This window comes from Streptomyces sp. NPDC004610 (assembly GCF_040609715.1).
In the GTDB taxonomy this organism is placed as follows: domain Bacteria; phylum Actinomycetota; class Actinomycetes; order Streptomycetales; family Streptomycetaceae; genus Streptomyces.
Genome location: NZ_JBEXLA010000007.1, coordinates 210,552 through 226,061 on the forward strand (window position 1 = coordinate 210,552; position 15,510 = coordinate 226,061).

The following is a 15,510-nucleotide window of genomic DNA, read 5'->3' on the forward strand; positions in this document are numbered from 1 at the left end:
CCGGCGGAGTGGTCCCGCCGGGCGCCCTTCGGTGTTCTCCCGTGTGCCTGGGTCAGAGCTGCTCGATGACGTAGTCCACGCACTTCGTCAGGGCCTCGATGTCCGACGGCTCGATGGCCGGGAACATCGCCACGCGCAGCTGGTTGCGGCCGAGCTTGCGGTAGGGCTCGGTGTCGACGATGCCGTTGGCGCGCAGAACCTTGGCGACGGCGGTGGCGTCCACCTCGTCGCTGAAGTCGATCGTGCCGATGACCTGGGAGCGCTTGGCGGGGTCGGTGACGAAGGGGCTGGCGAACTTCACGTCCTCCGCCCAGCCGTACAGCGTCCGCGCGGAGGTGGCCGTACGGCGTACCGACCAGTCCAGGCCGCCCTGGCCGTTCAGCCACTCCAACTGCTCATTGAGGAGGAAGAGGGTGGCGAGCGCGGGGGTGTTGTACGTCTGATTCTTGCGGGAGTTGTCGATCGCCGTCGGCAGCGAGAAGAACTCCGGGACGTGCCGCCCCGAGGCGTGGACGCGCTCCGCGCGCTCGATCGCCGCCGGGGAGAAGACGCCGAGCCACAGTCCGCCGTCGGACGCGAAGGACTTCTGCGGGGCGAAGTAGTAGACGTCGGTCTCGGCGATGTCGACCGGGAGGCCGCCCGCGCCGGACGTGGCGTCCACCAGCACCAGCGCGCCCTCGTCGGCGCCCGCGACCCGCTTGATGGGCATCGCGACACCGGTCGAGGTCTCGTTGTGGGTGAAGGCGTAGACGTCGACGCCGGCCGACGCCGCCGCCTCCGGGTGGGTACCGGGGTCGGCGGTGATGACCTCCGGGTCCGCCAGCCACGGCGCCAGCTTGGCCGCCTTCGCGAACTTCGAGCTGAACTCGCCGAAGCTCAGGTGCTGCGACTTGTTCTCGATCAGGCCGTGCGTCGCGATGTCCCAGAACGCCGTGGAGCCGCCGTTGCCGAGGATCACCTCGTAGCCGTCGGGGAGCTGGAACAGCTCGCGGATGCCGTCCCGCACCGAGCCGACCAGGTTCTTGACCGGGGCCTGGCGGTGGGAGGTGCCCAGCAGAGAGGTACCGGTGGCGGCGAGGGCGTCCAGCGCCTCGACACGCACCTTGGAGGGGCCAGCGCCGAATCGACCGTCGGCGGGCTTGATGTCAGCGGGAATCTGGATGTCGGCCACGACCCGCAGGCTATCCGGTGGGCGAAACCGGGCGGAACCGTGTCCGTCGGGTGAGACGAGCGCGGGTCGGCCCGCTCGGGCGGCTCAAGGGGCGGGGTTCTTCTCAACGGGCGGGGCTCTCCTCGTCCTCGCCCTGCTCCTCGCTCTGCGCCTCGCCCTCCTCCGCGGTCGTCCGGCTCGCCAGGCGTTCGTATCGCTGCCGGGCCGCCTGCGGTGTGCCGAGCCCCAGTCCGAAGGCGACCTCCTGCCAGGTCATGCCCCGGCCTCTGGCCATCTGGAGCAGTCCGGTCTCCAGTTCGTCCAGCTCACCCCGGACCAGCGGTACGAGGCTCAGCGCGGCGGTGATGTCCGCCCGGTCGACCTCGGGCTCCCCCTCCTCCCGCAGGGCGGCCCCGCTGAGCAGGAACGACACCAGCCGGACGGCCTCGTGCGGGCCGAGGAAGGAGGGGTGGGTCTGGCGGGCCCGCTGGGTGTCGGTGGCGGCGTGGCGCTCGGCGATCCGGAGGAGGGAGGCGTACACGCGCTGGGCTCGGGCCTGTTCGGGGTGGGGCGGGGTGAAGGGGTCGGTCATGGGATCAGCGTGCGCCATGGCGCATGTTGATGTCAACGGGATATGTTGAACGAACCGTTCAATGGTGGTGTGACAAATGAGGGGCCCCTGTGGACAACTCGACGTCACTGTCCGTCACCGCGTGCATTCTTGACCCATGACGACGGATCACACGGATCAAACAGATCGCATGGATCAGACAGATCACATGGATCGAACGGATCACACGGATCTCGAAGCACAGTTGCGCAAGGCCGTCCGGGGCGAGGTCGGGTTCGGCGCGGGCGCCCGTGCGCTGGTCACCATGGACGCGTCCAACTACCGGCGCGTCCCGGTGGGGGTGGTGGCGCCCAGAGACGCCGACGATGTGGCGGCGGTGCTGGACGTGTGCCGGGCGTACGGCGTGCCCGTCGTCCCGCGCGGGGGCGGTACGTCGATCGCCGGGCAGGCCACCGGCACGGGCGTGGTGCTGGACTTCACCCGGCACATGAACCGCCTGGTCTCCCTGGACCTGTCGGCCCGTACCGCCGTCGTGCAGCCGGGGCTGGTCCTGGACCGGCTCCAGGAGGCCGCCGCCCCGCACGGACTGCGCTTCGGCCCCGACCCGTCCACCCACAGCCGCTGCACCCTCGGCGGGATGATCGCCAACAACTCCTGCGGCTCCCACTCGGTGGCGTGGGGCACGACGGCGGACAGTGTGCGGGAGCTGAGCGTGCTCACCGCGCGGGGCCGGGCCCTGCGGCTGGGGCAGCGGTGGGCCGGGGCGCCGGACGGTCTGCGCGCGCTGGTCGAGCGGGAAGCGGAGGCCGAGCGGCTCCGGACCGGCTTCCCCGACCTGCCCCGCCGTATCTCCGGCTACGCCCTCGACGCGCTGCTCCCGGAGCGGGGCGCGGATGTCGCCCGTTCGTTCTGCGGCTCCGAGGGCACCCTCGGGGTGCTCACCGAGGCGGTGGTGAGCCTGGTGGAGACCCCGCCCGCCCGAGCCCTGGCGGTGCTCGGGTACGGGGACGAGAGCGCCGCCGCCGAGGCCGCCCCCGCCCTGCTGCCGCTCGGGCCGCTGACGGTGGAGGGCATGGCCGCCGATCTGGTGCGGGATCGGTCCGACCCCTCGGCGGGGCTGCCGCGCGGCGGTGCCTGGCTCTTCGTCGAGACCGGAGGGGGCACGGCGGCCGAGGCCCGCGCGGCGGCCGACCGTGTCGTCCGCGCCGCCGACGCCCTCGACGCCCGGGTGATCACCGACCCGGCCGGACAGCGCGCCCTGTGGCGCATCCGCGAGGACGCGGCGGGTACGGCGACGAGGATGCCGGACGGCACGGAAGCCTGGCCCGGCTGGGAGGACTGCGCGGTCCCGCCCGCCCGTCTCGGCCCCTATCTGCGCGACTTCCGCGCCCTGCTGGCCGCCCACGCGCTGCGCGGCACCCCGTACGGCCACTTCGGGGACGGCTGCGTCCATGTCCGGATCGACTTCGACCTGCTGACCGGGCCCGGCATCGCCCGCTTCCGCCGCTTCTCCGAGGAACTGGCGGCGCTGGTCGTCGCGCACGGCGGCTCGCTCTCCGGGGAGCACGGCGACGGACAGGCCCGCGCGGAGCTGCTCCCCGTGATGTACGGGCCGGAGATGGTGACCCTCTTCGAGCGGGTCAAGGGCGTCTGGGACCCGGACGGCCTGCTCAACCCGGGGATCCTGGTCCGGCCCGCGCCGCTGGACGCCAACCTGCGGTTCGCGCCGCTGCCCCGCGAGCCGGTCGAGGTGGCCTTCGGCTACCCGGCCGACGGAGGTGACTTCTCGGCCGCCGTCCGCCGCTGCGTGGGCGTCGCCAAGTGCCGGACGACCACGGCCACCGGGTCCGCCGTGATGTGCCCGTCCTTCCGGGCGACCGGCGAGGAGGCGCACTCGACGCGGGGTCGGGCCCGGCTGCTGCACGAGATGCTCGCCGGGGAGGTGGTGACGGACGGCTGGCGCTCCACCGAGGTACGGGACGCGCTCGATCTGTGCCTGTCCTGCAAGGGGTGCCGCTCGGACTGCCCGGTCGGCGTCGACATGGCCACCTACAAGGCGGAGTTCCTGCACCACCACTACGCCGGGCGCCGCAGGCCCGCCGCCCACTACACGCTGGGGCGGCTCCCGTTCTGGCTGCGCTGGACCGCCCGGACCCGGACGGCGTGGCTGGTCAACGCCCTCAGCGCGGTGCCGCCGCTGGCCCGGCTCGGCAAGCGGCTCGCCGGGGTCGACGGCGGCCGGGCGGTACCCCGCCTGGCGCGGCGCACCTTCAGCCGCTGGTGGGAGGCGCGGCGCGGACGGACCCGGGCCCGATCGGGCGCCGAGCTGGTCATCCTCTGGCCGGACACCTTCACCGAGCATCTCTCCCCGTCCGTCGGCGAGGCGGCCGTACGGGTCCTGGAGGCCGCCGGGCTGCGGGTCGCGCTCCCGCCGACGGTCCACTTCAAGCGCCCGCCCATCGGCGACGGCATCTCCGTCGCCCTCGACCCGATGACCCTGCTGCGGGGCCGGGGCCGGGTCTGCTGCGGGCTCACCTATATCTCCACCGGTCAGCTCGACCGCGCCCGCGCGGTGCTGCGCCGCACCCTCGACCTGATGGAACCGGTGCTGGAGACGGACGCCCCGGTCGTCGTCCTGGAGCCGAGCTGTGCGGCGGCGCTCCGCACCGATCTGCCCGAACTGCTCCCCGACGACCCCAGAGCGGCACGGCTGGCCACCCGGGTACGCACCTTCGCCCAGACCCTGGAGGAGCACGCCCCGCACTGGACACCGCCCCGCCTCGACCGCCCGGCGGCCGGCCAGACCCACTGCCACCAGCACGCGGTCCTGGGCGACGCGGCCGAGCGCCGGCTCCGCGCGGCGGCGGGACTGACCGGCGACCTGTCCGGCGGCTGCTGCGGCCTGGCCGGAAACTTCGGCTTCGAACGGGGACACGCGGAGGTCTCCCGGGCCTGCGCGGAGGAACAGCTCCTGCCGTCGCTGCGGGCGGCGACGGACGGGGAGACGGTGGTCCTGGCGGACGGCTACTCCTGCCGAACCCAGCTGGAGCAGCTGGCGGGGGTGCGGGGGCGGCATCTGGCGGAGGTGCTGGCGGAGGCGCTCGCGGAAGGGCTGGCGGAGGGGCTCGTGGAGGGGCTGGAGCCCGGGGAGACGTGAGGAGCGTGACACCCACGTCAGTGGCATACCCGGTTCACACGCCTGACTTAGTCCACTACCCTGGACTGAAAAGTCCACGGCAATGAACATTCCCTGCCGACCGGCACCCACCAACAGCCGCCCACACCGAGCCTTTTGGAACGCCCTGTGACCTCCCCCGACACCACCACCCCCATCGCCTCTGCCTCCGTCTCCGCTCCCTCCCGCCCGGCATCCGCCGGACGCGGACCCGGCCGCCGGGGTTCGCTGGGGCCGGTCGGGCTGGTGCTGGCGGGCGGGCTGTCGGTGCAGTTCGGCGGGGCGCTGGCGGTGACCCTGATGCCCAGGGCCGGGGCGCTCGGGATCGTCACCCTGCGGCTGGCGGTGGCGGCGATCGTGCTGCTGATCATCTGCCGCCCCAAGGTGCGGGGGTACGTCCGGGCCGACTGGGTCACGGTGATCGTCTTCGGGCTCACCATGGCCGGGATGAACGGCCTCTTCTACCAGGCCGTGCACCGCATCCCGCTGGGCCCTGCGGTCACCCTGGAAGTGCTCGGCCCGCTCGCCCTCTCGGTCATCGCCTCCCGCAGAGCCATCAACTTCGTCTGGGCCGGGCTGGCCCTCGCCGGGGTGTTCCTGCTGGGCGGCGGCGGCTTCGACACCCTCGACCCGGTCGGCGCGGCCTTTGCGCTGGGGGCGGGGGTGATGTGGGCGGCGTACATCGTCTTCAGCGCGCGGACCGGACGCCGGTTCCCGCAGGCGGACGGGCTCGCCCTGGCGATGGCGGTGGCGGCGGTGCTGTTCCTGCCGCTGGGCATCGCGGAGTCCGGCATGAAGCTGCTGGAACCGGAGATCCTGCTGCTCGGCGGCGCGGTGGCGCTGCTGTCCTCGGTCCTGCCCTACACTCTCGAACTCCTCGCCCTGCGCCGCCTGCCCGCCCCGACCTTCGCCATCCTGATGAGCCTGGAGCCGGCCATCGCGGCGACGGCGGGTTTCCTGGTCCTGGACCAGGCCCTCGCCGCGACGGAGGCGGCAGCGATCGCCCTGGTCATCGCGGCGAGCATGGGGGCGGTGCGGACGCAGGTGGGGCGGGGTCGGGGGAAGGGCATCCGGAAGGGAAGAGGAAGAGGAGGAAGAAGAGGAGAGGGGACTCTTTCTCCGGACTCCGCGAGTTCCCCGGACTACGCGGACTACGCGGACTACTCGGATTCCTCAGGTTCCTCAGGTTCCTCAGATCCGACGCGGCGCCCGGCTGGGCTCGGCGGCGACTAGAGTCGGCAGCGGTGACCGGTGGAACCGCCGTGGACGCGAAGGGAACGCCAGCATGGGCTTGGAGCACACCAGGGCAGCCGGTGACCGGCCGCTGATCCCCCGCCCGGAGCGGACTCCCGACGCCCTGCGCGCGGCCTGCGCCGTTGTCGCCCCGCAGCTTCTGCCCGCCTTTGACCAGGCCAAGGACCAGGCACTCGCGGAGGCGGTGGAACACGGCTCACTCGCCCCCGTGCACGCGTGCCTGTGGCACTGGTCGGCGCTGATCGAGATCGAGCGGCACCCTCGGACGGCGAAGGAGTACCACCGGGCCGAGTACCTGGCCCAGCTCGCCACATCTCCGGAAGAGGCGCGCGGGCACCTGGCCGACGCGGCCGGAATCTACCGCGATGCCGCGCAGGCGGTGCGGGAGGCGTGACCTGGACGTGGGAGTACGTCCCTGATGAGGAGACGGTGGCCTCCGGCGCGCCATCGGCCTTCCTCGCGGAGGTCGAGAAGAAGGCCGAGGAGTTGGTCCGGGCCGCGGAGGCACTCCATCTGCACGGCCCGTCGTGGCAGGGCACGGACGAGGGCGCCAGGCATGCGTTTGTCGCCGGTGGCTTCTTCGTCTACATGGTCACGCCGCGCACGGAACTCGTGAGTATCTGGCAGATCACGCCCGATCCGCTGTGAGAACGAGCCCGGAAGGGGACGAGACCTGTGGAGGCGACGGCGATGAGAATGGTGGCGGCGATGGCCCGCCGGGAGCCCGGCAGCATGGAACCGCTGCTCGATCTGCTGCCGGACGCCTTTCCCTGGGTCCGGTTTCTGCCGGAGCCGGATCTGCACGCCTTCGCCGTCGAACTGGTCGACACCATGCGCGCCGCGGACTCGGTCGGCAACAGTGCGTCCGTCGCGCAACTGCTCATCGCCTGGCGGCACACCGCAGAGGCGCACTCGGACCCGGAACTGCTGGCCGCGCTGACCCGCGACGGGGAGGACTACGGGCCGGTGCCTGATCCACGGGATGTCGTTATGTGACTGCCGACTCCGGGGGCCATGAGGCCCACGGGCCACGGACCGGCGCTGAGCCGTGCCCGTGGCCGACGGGTCACACCCGACCGGCGGCAAGAACCCCCCGCGAGGCCGCGGCCACGAACGTGGAGAACGCTTCCACCGTGACGGTGAGGGCTCCGTGGGAGGGGTTCTTGGAGTCGCGGATGGCTATGTGAGGAGTGAGGGCGGCGGCTTCGAGGCATTGCCCGCCGGTGTCGCCGCTGTGGGTGGATGCACGCCATGTGGCTGTGCCGAGGGGCAGGCACTCGACGCAGTCCCCGCCGTTGCTGCCGCTGTGGGTGGACTTGTGCCAGGTGGCTGCGCCGAGAGGCGTGCATTCGACGCAGTCGCCACCGGTGCCGCCGCTGTGAGGCGACTTGCGCCACGTGGCCGCGTTCAGTGGGGCGCACTCGATGCACTCGCCTCCGGTGTCGCCGCTGTAAGACGACTTACGCCAGGTTGCGCCCGTCAAGTTCAGGTTGGTCTCCATACCGGTCCTCCATCACGCGGACGATCAAAGCCGCCGAATCAGAAGAACCAACCCCACCAGCCGTGAGAACGTCCCGTCCGTGTCCAGCGCCGCGTCCACGCGTTCGGAGAAATCGCGTTGGGGGACCCTCAGCCCTGTCTCGATCTGGCAGATCAGGGAGCCCGTGCAGAAGACGATCGAGCCCAGTTGGGACTGGGTCGGTCCCGCTGCCTCCCGGCGGCGGCGTAACTCGCTGCCGTAGTAGCTCAAGGGGGACGCGGTGGGGTCCAGTTGGCGGATGGGCATGTCGGTACCCCCTCCATGACTGAGCGTAGCCATTCGGATGCGTACAGATGTGAAAGTTGCCCGAAGAGAAAATCAGGCAGGCGTGCTTGATTTGTTCTTCGCCCGCTGCCACTCTCGTCCCCATGGCCGACCCGACGCCCGTCTTTGATGATCTGTGCGCGGAGAGTGAGCAACTCGACCTGATGGTGGGGGAGTTGAGTGGGGAGCGGTGGGCGTTGCCCACTCCCGCGCCGCGCTGGACCGTTGCCCATCAGATCGCGCATCTCGCCTGGACCGACCGCGCCGCGCTGCTCAGCATGACCGATCGGGACGGGTTCCGGGGGGTGGTGGAGGAGGCCCTCGCCGCGCCGGACACCTTCGTCGATGCCGGAGCCGAGGCGGGCGCCGCGCTGCCGCCACCCGAACTGCTGGCGCGCTGGCGGGAAGGGCGGGCCGCGCTCGACCGGGCCCTGAGAGCATCCCCGCCCGGCGCCCGTTTTCCCTGGTACGGGCCGCCCATGTCCGTCGGCTCGATGGCCACCGGACGGATCATGGAGACCTGGGCGCACGGCCAGGACATCGCGGACGCGCTCGGTGTCGTCCGCGAGCCCACCGACCGGCTGCGGCATGTCGCGCGGATCGGGGTCCGGGCCCGGGACTTCGCCTTCGGGACGCATGGGCTGGCGGCTCCGGCGGAGGAGTTCCGGGTGGAGTTGACCGCCCCGTCGGGAGGGGCGTGGGCCTACGGGCCCGAGGGCGCCGCCCAGCGGGTCACCGGGCCCGCGCTCGACTTCTGTCTGCTCGTCACCCAGCGTGCCCATCGCGACGACCTCGATGTCCGGGCCGATGGGCGGGACGCCGACACCTGGCTGGACATCGCCCAAGCCTTCGCCGGACCCCCCGGCGCCGGGCGCCCGGCGAGGACAGGGGGAGGGGATCACCGGTGAGCACGCCGCCCGTCCTCCGGATCGGCAACGCCTCCGGCTTCTACGGTGACCGTTTCGACGCCGTCCGCGAGATGCTCACCGGCGGTCCGCTCGACGTCCTCACCGGTGACTATCTCGCCGAGCTGACCATGCTGATCCTCGGCCGGGACCGGCTCAAGGACCCCGGCGCCGGATACGCCCGTACCTTTCTGCGGCAACTGGAGGACACCCTCGGCCTCGCCCACGAGCGGGGCGTCCGGATCGTCACCAACGCCGGTGGGCTCAACCCGGCGGGCCTCGCCGACGCCGTACGGAAGCTGGCCGACCGGCTCGGCGTGCCTGTGCGCGTCGCGCATGTGGAAGGGGACGATCTCACCGCGCCCGCCCACCCCGGGACACTCACCACACTCACACCACCCGTCCACCCCGGCACCCTCGCCGCCCACGCCTACCTCGGCGGGTTCGGGATCGCCGCCTGTCTGCGGGAGGGCGCCGACATCGTGGTGACGGGGAGGGTGAGCGATGCCGCACTCGTCAGCGGGCCCGCCGCCGCGCACTTCGGGTGGGGGCCGGGGGAGTACGACCGGCTCGCGGGGGCCGTCGTCGCCGGGCATGTGCTGGAGTGCGGGACGCAGGCCACCGGGGGCAATTACGCCTTCTTCGCCGAGGGGGGCGCGGACGTCCGGCGGCCCGGGTTCCCGCTCGCCGAGATCCATGCCGACGGGTCCAGCGTCATCACCAAACACCCCGGCACCGGCGGTTTCGTCGACCTCGGGACGGTCACCGCGCAACTGCTCTACGAGACGGGCGGCGCCCGCTACGCCGGGCCGGATGTCACCGCGCGACTGGACACCGTACGGCTGGCGCGGGACGGGGTGGACCGGGTGCGGATCGAGGGGGTGCGGGGGGAGGCTCCGCCGCCGACGCTCAAGGTCGGGCTCAACCGGCTCGGCGGATTCCGCAACGAGGTCGTCTTCGTGCTCACCGGGTTGGATGTCGAGGCCAAGGCGGAGCTGGTGAAGGGGCAGGTGGAGGAGGGCATGGCGCAGGCCAGGCCCGCCGGGGTGCGGTGGGAGCTGGTCCGTACCGATCGGGCCGACGCGGACACCGAGGAGACGGCGAGTGCGCTGCTGCGGCTCGTCGTGCGCGACCCGGACGAGCGGAAGGTCGGGCGGGCGTTCAGCGGGGCGGCGGTGGAGCTGGCGCTCGGCAGTTACCCCGGGTTCCATGTGCTCGCGCCCCCGGGGAAGGGCTCGCCCTATGGGGTGTTCGGGGCGGAGTACGTGCCGCAGGGTGCCGTCCGGCAGGTGGCGGTGCTCCATGACGGGCGCCGGGTGGAGGTCGCGCCGGCCGCCGACACCCTCGTCCTCGATGCCGTCCCGGAGCCGTCGCTGCCCGAGCCGTTGTCGCCCGCCGGGCCGACCCGGCGCGCGCCGCTCGGGCTGGTCGCCGGGGCCCGGAGCGGGGACAAGGGCGGGGACGCCAATGTCGGGGTGTGGGTGCGGAGCGAGGACGCGTGGCGGTGGCTGGTGCATGAGTTGACCGTCGAGCGGGTCCGGGAGTTGCTGCCTGAGGCGCGGGAACTGCCCGTCACTCGGCATGTGCTGCCCCGGCTGCGGGCGCTGAACTTCGTCGTGGAGGGGATTCTCGGGGAAGGGGTCGCCGCGCGGGCCCGGTTCGATCCGCAGGGCAAGGGGCTGGGGGAGTGGCTCCGCTCCCGGCATCTGGACATTCCGGAGGCGATTTTGGGGGCGACTGAGGATTCCGGGCGGGCCGGGCGAGGCGGGCGTGCCGTGAACCCCGCGCACCCCCTAAGTCCCGCGCACCCCGCGCACCCCGTGAGTCCCGCCCACCCCGTGAGCCCCACTCCCCCCACGAACTCCGCGCCGGAGGCCACCCCATGACCATTCTCAACACCACCCTCGACCCCACCGGCCCCGATCACCGGGCGCACCGCGCCGCCATGCTCGACAAGCTCGCCGAGTTGGACGCCGAGCATGCCAAGGCGCTGGCCGGGGGCGGGGAGAAGTCTGTGCGGCGGCATCGGGGGCGCGGCAAGCTGCTCGCCCGGGAGCGGATCGAACTGCTGCTCGACCCCGACACCCCGTTCCTGGAGCTGTCGCCGCTGGCCGCCTGGGGGAGCGACTACGCGGTGGGGGCGTCGCTGGTCACCGGGATCGGGGTGGTGGCGGGCGTGGAGTGCCTGGTCACGGCCAATGATCCGACCGTGCGCGGCGGCGCCAGCAACCCCTGGAGCCTGAAGAAGGCCCTGCGCGCCCATGACATCGCGCTCGCCAACCGGCTGCCCGTCATCAGCCTGGTGGAGTCGGGCGGCGCCGATCTGCCGTCGCAGAAGGAGATCTTCATCCCCGGCGGGGCGATCTTCCGGGACCTCACCCGGCTCTCCGCCGCCGGGATCCCCACCACCGCCGTCGTCTTCGGGAACTCGACCGCCGGGGGCGCCTACATCCCCGGGATGTCCGATCACGTGATCATGGTCAAGGAACGGGCCAAGGTGTTCCTCGGCGGCCCGCCGCTGGTCAAGATGGCGACCGGCGAGGAGAGCGACGACGAGTCGCTGGGCGGCGCCGAGATGCACGCCCGTACCTCCGGACTCGCCGACCACCTCGCCATGGACGAGCCCGATGCCCTGCGCCGGGCCCGCCGGGTCGTCGCCCGCCTCAACCACCGCAAGGCGTACGAGGACCCGGGCCCGGCCGAGCCGCCGAAGTACGACTCCGAGGAACTCCTCGGCATCGTCCCCGGCGACCTCCGGATCCCCTTCGATCCGCGCGAGGTGATCGCCCGGATCGTGGACGGCTCCGACTTCGACGAGTTCAAGCCGCTCTACGGGACCAGTCTCGCCACCGGCTGGGCGCGGCTGCACGGCTACCCCGTCGGCATCCTCGCCAACGCCCAGGGCGTGCTGTTCAGCGCCGAGTCGCAGAAGGCCGCCCAGTTCATCCAGCTCGCCAACCAGCGGGACATCCCGCTGATCTTCCTCCACAACACCACCGGCTACATGGTCGGCCAGGAGTACGAGCAGGGCGGGATCATCAAACATGGCGCGATGATGATCAACGCGGTCAGCAACAGCCGCGTCCCGCATCTGTCCGTGCTCCTGGGCGCCTCGTACGGGGCCGGGCACTACGGGATGTGCGGGCGGGCCTACGAGCCGCGGTTCCTGTTCGCCTGGCCGAGCGCCAAGTCCGCCGTCATGGGGCCGCAGCAGCTCGCCGGGGTCCTGTCGATCGTCGCCCGCCAGTCGGCCGCCGCGAAGGGGCAGCCGTACGACGAGGAGGCGGATGCCGCGCTGCGCGCGATGGTGGAGCGGCAGATCGAGTCGGAGTCGCTGCCCCTGTTCCTGTCGGGGCGGCTGTACGACGACGGGGTCATCGACCCGCGCGACACCCGAACTGTCCTCGGCCTGTGCCTGTCCGCCGTGCACACCGCCCCCTACGAGGGCGTACGCGGCGGCTTCGGCGTCTTCCGGATGTGAGGCCCACGATGAGCACGAGTACGAGTACGAGTACGAGTACGAGCGAGATGTCGGTGATTTCCGCGCTGTTGGTCGCCAACCGGGGCGAGATCGCCGTCCGGATCTTCCGTACCTGCCGTGAGCTGGGCATCCGGACCGTCGCGGTGTACTCGGACGCCGACGCGGGCGCCCTGCACACCCGGCTGGCCGATGACGCCGTACGGCTGCCGGGGGCCGCGACCGGTGACACCTATCTGCGGGGCGGGCTGATCGTGGAGGCGGCGCTGGCGGCCGGTGCCGATGCCGTGCACCCCGGTTACGGCTTCCTCTCCGAGAACCCGGACTTCGCGCGGGCGGTCCTGGACGCGGGGCTGACCTGGGTCGGGCCGCCGCCGGAGGCGATCGAGGCGATGGCCTCCAAGACCCGCGCCAAGGAGCTGCTGGGGCTCGCCCCGCTCGGCCTCGGCGAGGTCGGTGAGGCCGACCTCCCGGTGCTGGTCAAGGCGGCGGCGGGCGGCGGCGGGCGCGGGATGCGGATCGTGCGCGAACTGGCCGGACTGGACGCGGCGCTGGAGGGCGCCCGCGCGGAGGCGGCGAGCGCGTTCGGCGACGGCGAGGTGTTCGTCGAGCCGTACATCGAGCACGGCCGCCATGTCGAGGTGCAGCTCCTCGCCGACAGCCACGGCACGGTGTGGACGCTCGGCACCCGTGACTGCTCGCTCCAGCGCCGCCATCAGAAGGTGATCGAGGAGGCCCCGGCGCCGGGTCTCGGCCCCGACCTCACCGGCGAGCTGTACGCGCTGGCCGAGCGCGCCGCCCGCCGGGTCGGTTACGTCGGCGCCGGGACCGTGGAGTTCCTGGTCGCCGACGGCCGGGCGCACTTCCTGGAGATGAACACCCGCCTCCAGGTCGAACACCCCGTCACCGAGGCGGTGTTCGGCCTGGACCTGGTCGCCGAGCAGCTCCGGATCGCCGAGGGCCACGCCCTGCCGCCGGAGCCGCCGCCCGCGCGCGGGCACGCCGTCGAGGCCCGCCTCTACGCCGAGGACCCGGCCCGCGACTGGACGCCCGGGACCGGCACCCTGCACCGCCTCGCCGTGCCCGGCGCGGTCCGCCTGGACACCGGGTACGCGGACGGCGACGACATCCCCGTCCACTACGACCCGATGCTCGCCAAGGCCGTCGCCCACGCCCCCACCCGCGCGGAGGCGCTGCGCAGGCTGTCCGGCGCCCTGGACCGGGCCGAGATCCACGGCCCGCCCACCAACCGCGACCTCCTCGTCCGCTCCCTGCGCCACCCGGAGTTCACGGCCGCCCGCATGGACACCGGCTTCTACGACCGCCACCTCCCCGACCTCACCACCCCCGCCCCCGACCCCCACGCCCCGCTCGCCGCCGCCCTCGCCGACGCCCACGGCCGCTCCCGCTTCGGCGCCTTCCGCAACGTCCCCTCCCAGCCCCGGACCAAGCGCTATCTGATGGCCGGCGAGGAACACGAGGCCGCCTACCGCCCGACGCGCGGGGGCGGCTGGGAGGCGGAGGGCGTACGGGTGGTGTCGGTGGAGGCGGGGAGGGTGGTGCTGGAGGTGGCGGGTGTACGGCGTACGTACACCGTGGCGCGCTACGGCGACCGGATCCACGTCAACAACACCTCCCTGACCGCGCTGCCCCGCTTCCCCGACCCCACCCCCCAGCACGCGCCGGGGTCCCTGCTGGCCCCGATGCCGGGGACGGTGATCCGGGTGGCCGAGGGCCTGGCGGAGGGCGCCCCGGTGAAGGCGGGCGAGCCACTGCTGTGGCTGGAGGCGATGAAGATGGAACACCGGATCACGGCCCCCGTGACGGGGACTCTGCACGCCCTGCACGTCACGCCGGGACAGCAGGTGCGGGTGGACACACTGCTGGCGGTGGTCCAGCCGACCCCTTAGGCCCAGCCGACCCCATAGGGGCCGCCCGACCCCTTAGGGGCCAGCCACAACGAAACCCGCACCCGAAGGGACGGACATGCCCACTCTCGCCGGATCCGAATCCGAGGAACACCAGGCCCTCCGCGCCGCCGTGGCCGCCCTCGGCGCCCATCACGGCCCCGCCTACAACCGCGAAGCCCTCTGGGCCGAAGCCGGAAAACTCGGCTACCTCGGCGTCAACCTCCCCGAAGCCTACGGAGGCGGCGGCGGAGGCATATCCGAACTCTCCATCGTTCTGGAAGAACTCGGCACCGCGGGCGCCCCCCTCCTCATGCTGGTCGTCTCCCCGGCGATCTGCGGCACGGTCATCGCCCGCTTCGGCACCGACGCCCAGAAGCGGACCTGGCTGCCGGGCCTGGCCGACGGCTCGAAGACAATGGCGTTCGGCATCACGGAACCCGACGCCGGTTCCAACTCCCACCGCATCACCACCACCGCCCGCCGCGACGGCGACACCGGCGACTGGCTCCTCACCGGCCGCAAGGTCTTCATCTCCGGCGTCGACCTCGCCGACGCGGTCCTGATCGTCGGCCGGACGGAGGACTCCCGCACCGGCCGTCTCAAGCCCTGCCTCTTCATCGTCCCGAGGGACGCCCCCGGCTTCACCCGGCACCCCATCGACATGGAACTCCAGGCCGCGGAGAAGCAGTTCGAGCTGGTCCTGGAGGATGTACGGCTGCCGCCGGAGGCGCTGGTGGGCGACGAGGACGCCGGACTGCTCCAGCTCTTCGCCGGGCTGAACCCGGAGCGGATCATGACGGCCGCGTTCGCGATCGGCATGGGCCGCTACGCGCTCGCCAAGGCCGTCGACTACGCCCGGGAGCGGACCGTCTGGAACGCCCCGATCGGCGCCCACCAGGCCATCGCCCACCCCCTCGCCCAGGCGCACATCGAGCTGGAACTCGCCCGGCTGATGATGCGGCACGCGGCGGCGCTGTACGACGCGGGCGACGACCTGGGCGCGGGGGAGGCGGCGAACATGGCGAAGTACGCGGCCGGGGAGGCATGTGTGAAGGCGGTCGACCAGGCCGTGCACACCCTCGGCGGCAATGGGCTGACCCGTGAGTTCGGGCTGGCCCGGCTGATCACGGCGGCGCGGGTGGCCCGGATCGCGCCGGTGAGCCGGGAGATGATCCTCAACTTCGTCTCCCACCAGAGCCTGGGCCTGCCGAAGTCGTACTGAGCCGTACTGAGCGTCGTACTCAGCCGTACTGAGTTGTACCG

At 72.5% G+C, this 15,510-nt stretch carries 12 protein-coding genes and 2 pseudogenes; 10 read left to right on the plus strand and 4 right to left on the minus strand.

The features are described from left to right. Window positions 1-52: 52 nt before the first annotated feature. Window positions 53-1,171 carry a phosphoserine transaminase gene (gene serC, locus ABZX40_RS10395; RefSeq protein ID WP_355734420.1) on the minus strand — a complete coding sequence of 373 codons (1,119 nt, stop codon included), beginning with the start codon at window positions 1,169-1,171 and terminating at the stop codon, window positions 53-55. A gap of 103 nt (window positions 1,172-1,274) precedes the next feature. After that, window positions 1,275-1,760 (minus strand): DNA-binding protein, encoded by a 486-nt coding sequence (locus ABZX40_RS10400; protein ID WP_355734423.1) that lies wholly within the window; start codon window positions 1,758-1,760, stop codon window positions 1,275-1,277. A gap of 169 nt (window positions 1,761-1,929) precedes the next feature. On the opposite strand from ABZX40_RS10400, the gene ABZX40_RS10405 reads away from it, so the two are divergent. The 5 genes and pseudogenes from ABZX40_RS10405 to ABZX40_RS10425 all read left to right on the plus strand — a co-directional run. Continuing rightward, window positions 1,930-4,878: an FAD-binding and (Fe-S)-binding domain-containing protein gene (locus ABZX40_RS10405; protein ID WP_355734426.1), complete on the plus strand. Its 2,949-nt coding sequence runs from the start codon at window positions 1,930-1,932 to the stop codon at window positions 4,876-4,878. 174 nt (window positions 4,879-5,052) lie between these two features. After that, window positions 5,053-6,129: an EamA family transporter gene (locus ABZX40_RS10410; RefSeq protein WP_355734532.1), complete on the plus strand. Its 1,077-nt coding sequence runs from the start codon at window positions 5,053-5,055 to the stop codon at window positions 6,127-6,129. 52 nt (window positions 6,130-6,181) lie between these two features. Continuing rightward, window positions 6,182-6,544, plus strand: a complete 363-nt coding sequence (locus tag ABZX40_RS10415) for a DUF6247 family protein (protein WP_355734429.1) — start codon at window positions 6,182-6,184, stop codon at window positions 6,542-6,544. Beyond that, window positions 6,541-6,798, plus strand: a complete 258-nt coding sequence (locus ABZX40_RS10420) for a hypothetical protein (protein WP_355734432.1) — start codon at window positions 6,541-6,543, stop codon at window positions 6,796-6,798. Before ABZX40_RS10415 ends, ABZX40_RS10420 begins: the two co-directional genes overlap by 4 nt. Window positions 6,799-6,843: 45 nt before the next feature. Continuing rightward, window positions 6,844-7,146, plus strand: a pseudogene (locus tag ABZX40_RS10425) (hypothetical protein); the annotation flags it as partial. Between the two features lie 70 nt (window positions 7,147-7,216). Here ABZX40_RS10425 and ABZX40_RS10430 read toward each other — a convergent pair. Together ABZX40_RS10430 and ABZX40_RS10435 are read right to left on the minus strand one after the other, a co-directional pair. Further along, window positions 7,217-7,651 carry a DUF397 domain-containing protein gene (locus ABZX40_RS10430; RefSeq protein WP_355734435.1) on the minus strand — a complete coding sequence of 145 codons (435 nt, stop codon included), beginning with the start codon at window positions 7,649-7,651 and terminating at the stop codon, window positions 7,217-7,219. 42 nt (window positions 7,652-7,693) lie between these two features. Continuing rightward, window positions 7,694-7,936: pseudogene (locus tag ABZX40_RS10435) on the minus strand (helix-turn-helix transcriptional regulator); the annotation flags it as partial. A gap of 122 nt (window positions 7,937-8,058) precedes the next feature. Between ABZX40_RS10435 and ABZX40_RS10440 the strand changes: the two are divergent. From ABZX40_RS10440 to ABZX40_RS10460, 5 genes are all read left to right on the plus strand, one after another. After that, window positions 8,059-8,862: a TIGR03084 family metal-binding protein gene (locus ABZX40_RS10440; RefSeq protein WP_355734437.1), complete on the plus strand. Its 804-nt coding sequence runs from the start codon at window positions 8,059-8,061 to the stop codon at window positions 8,860-8,862. Then, entirely contained in the window at window positions 8,859-10,745 is a 1,887-nt protein-coding gene (locus ABZX40_RS10445) for an acyclic terpene utilization AtuA family protein (RefSeq protein ID WP_355734440.1), read from the plus strand. Before ABZX40_RS10440 ends, ABZX40_RS10445 begins: the two co-directional genes overlap by 4 nt. After that, complete coding sequence (locus tag ABZX40_RS10450; protein WP_355734443.1) at window positions 10,742-12,340, plus strand: carboxyl transferase domain-containing protein; 1,599 nt, start codon at window positions 10,742-10,744, stop codon at window positions 12,338-12,340. The genes ABZX40_RS10445 and ABZX40_RS10450 overlap by 4 nt, the downstream gene beginning before the upstream one ends. 8 nt (window positions 12,341-12,348) lie before the next feature. After that, window positions 12,349-14,247 carry a biotin carboxylase N-terminal domain-containing protein gene (locus ABZX40_RS10455; protein ID WP_355734445.1) on the plus strand — a complete coding sequence of 633 codons (1,899 nt, stop codon included), beginning with the start codon at window positions 12,349-12,351 and terminating at the stop codon, window positions 14,245-14,247. 76 nt (window positions 14,248-14,323) lie between these two features. Continuing rightward, window positions 14,324-15,469 carry an acyl-CoA dehydrogenase family protein gene (locus tag ABZX40_RS10460; protein WP_355734448.1) on the plus strand — a complete coding sequence of 382 codons (1,146 nt, stop codon included), beginning with the start codon at window positions 14,324-14,326 and terminating at the stop codon, window positions 15,467-15,469. The last annotated feature ends 41 nt before the right edge of the window (window positions 15,470-15,510 follow it).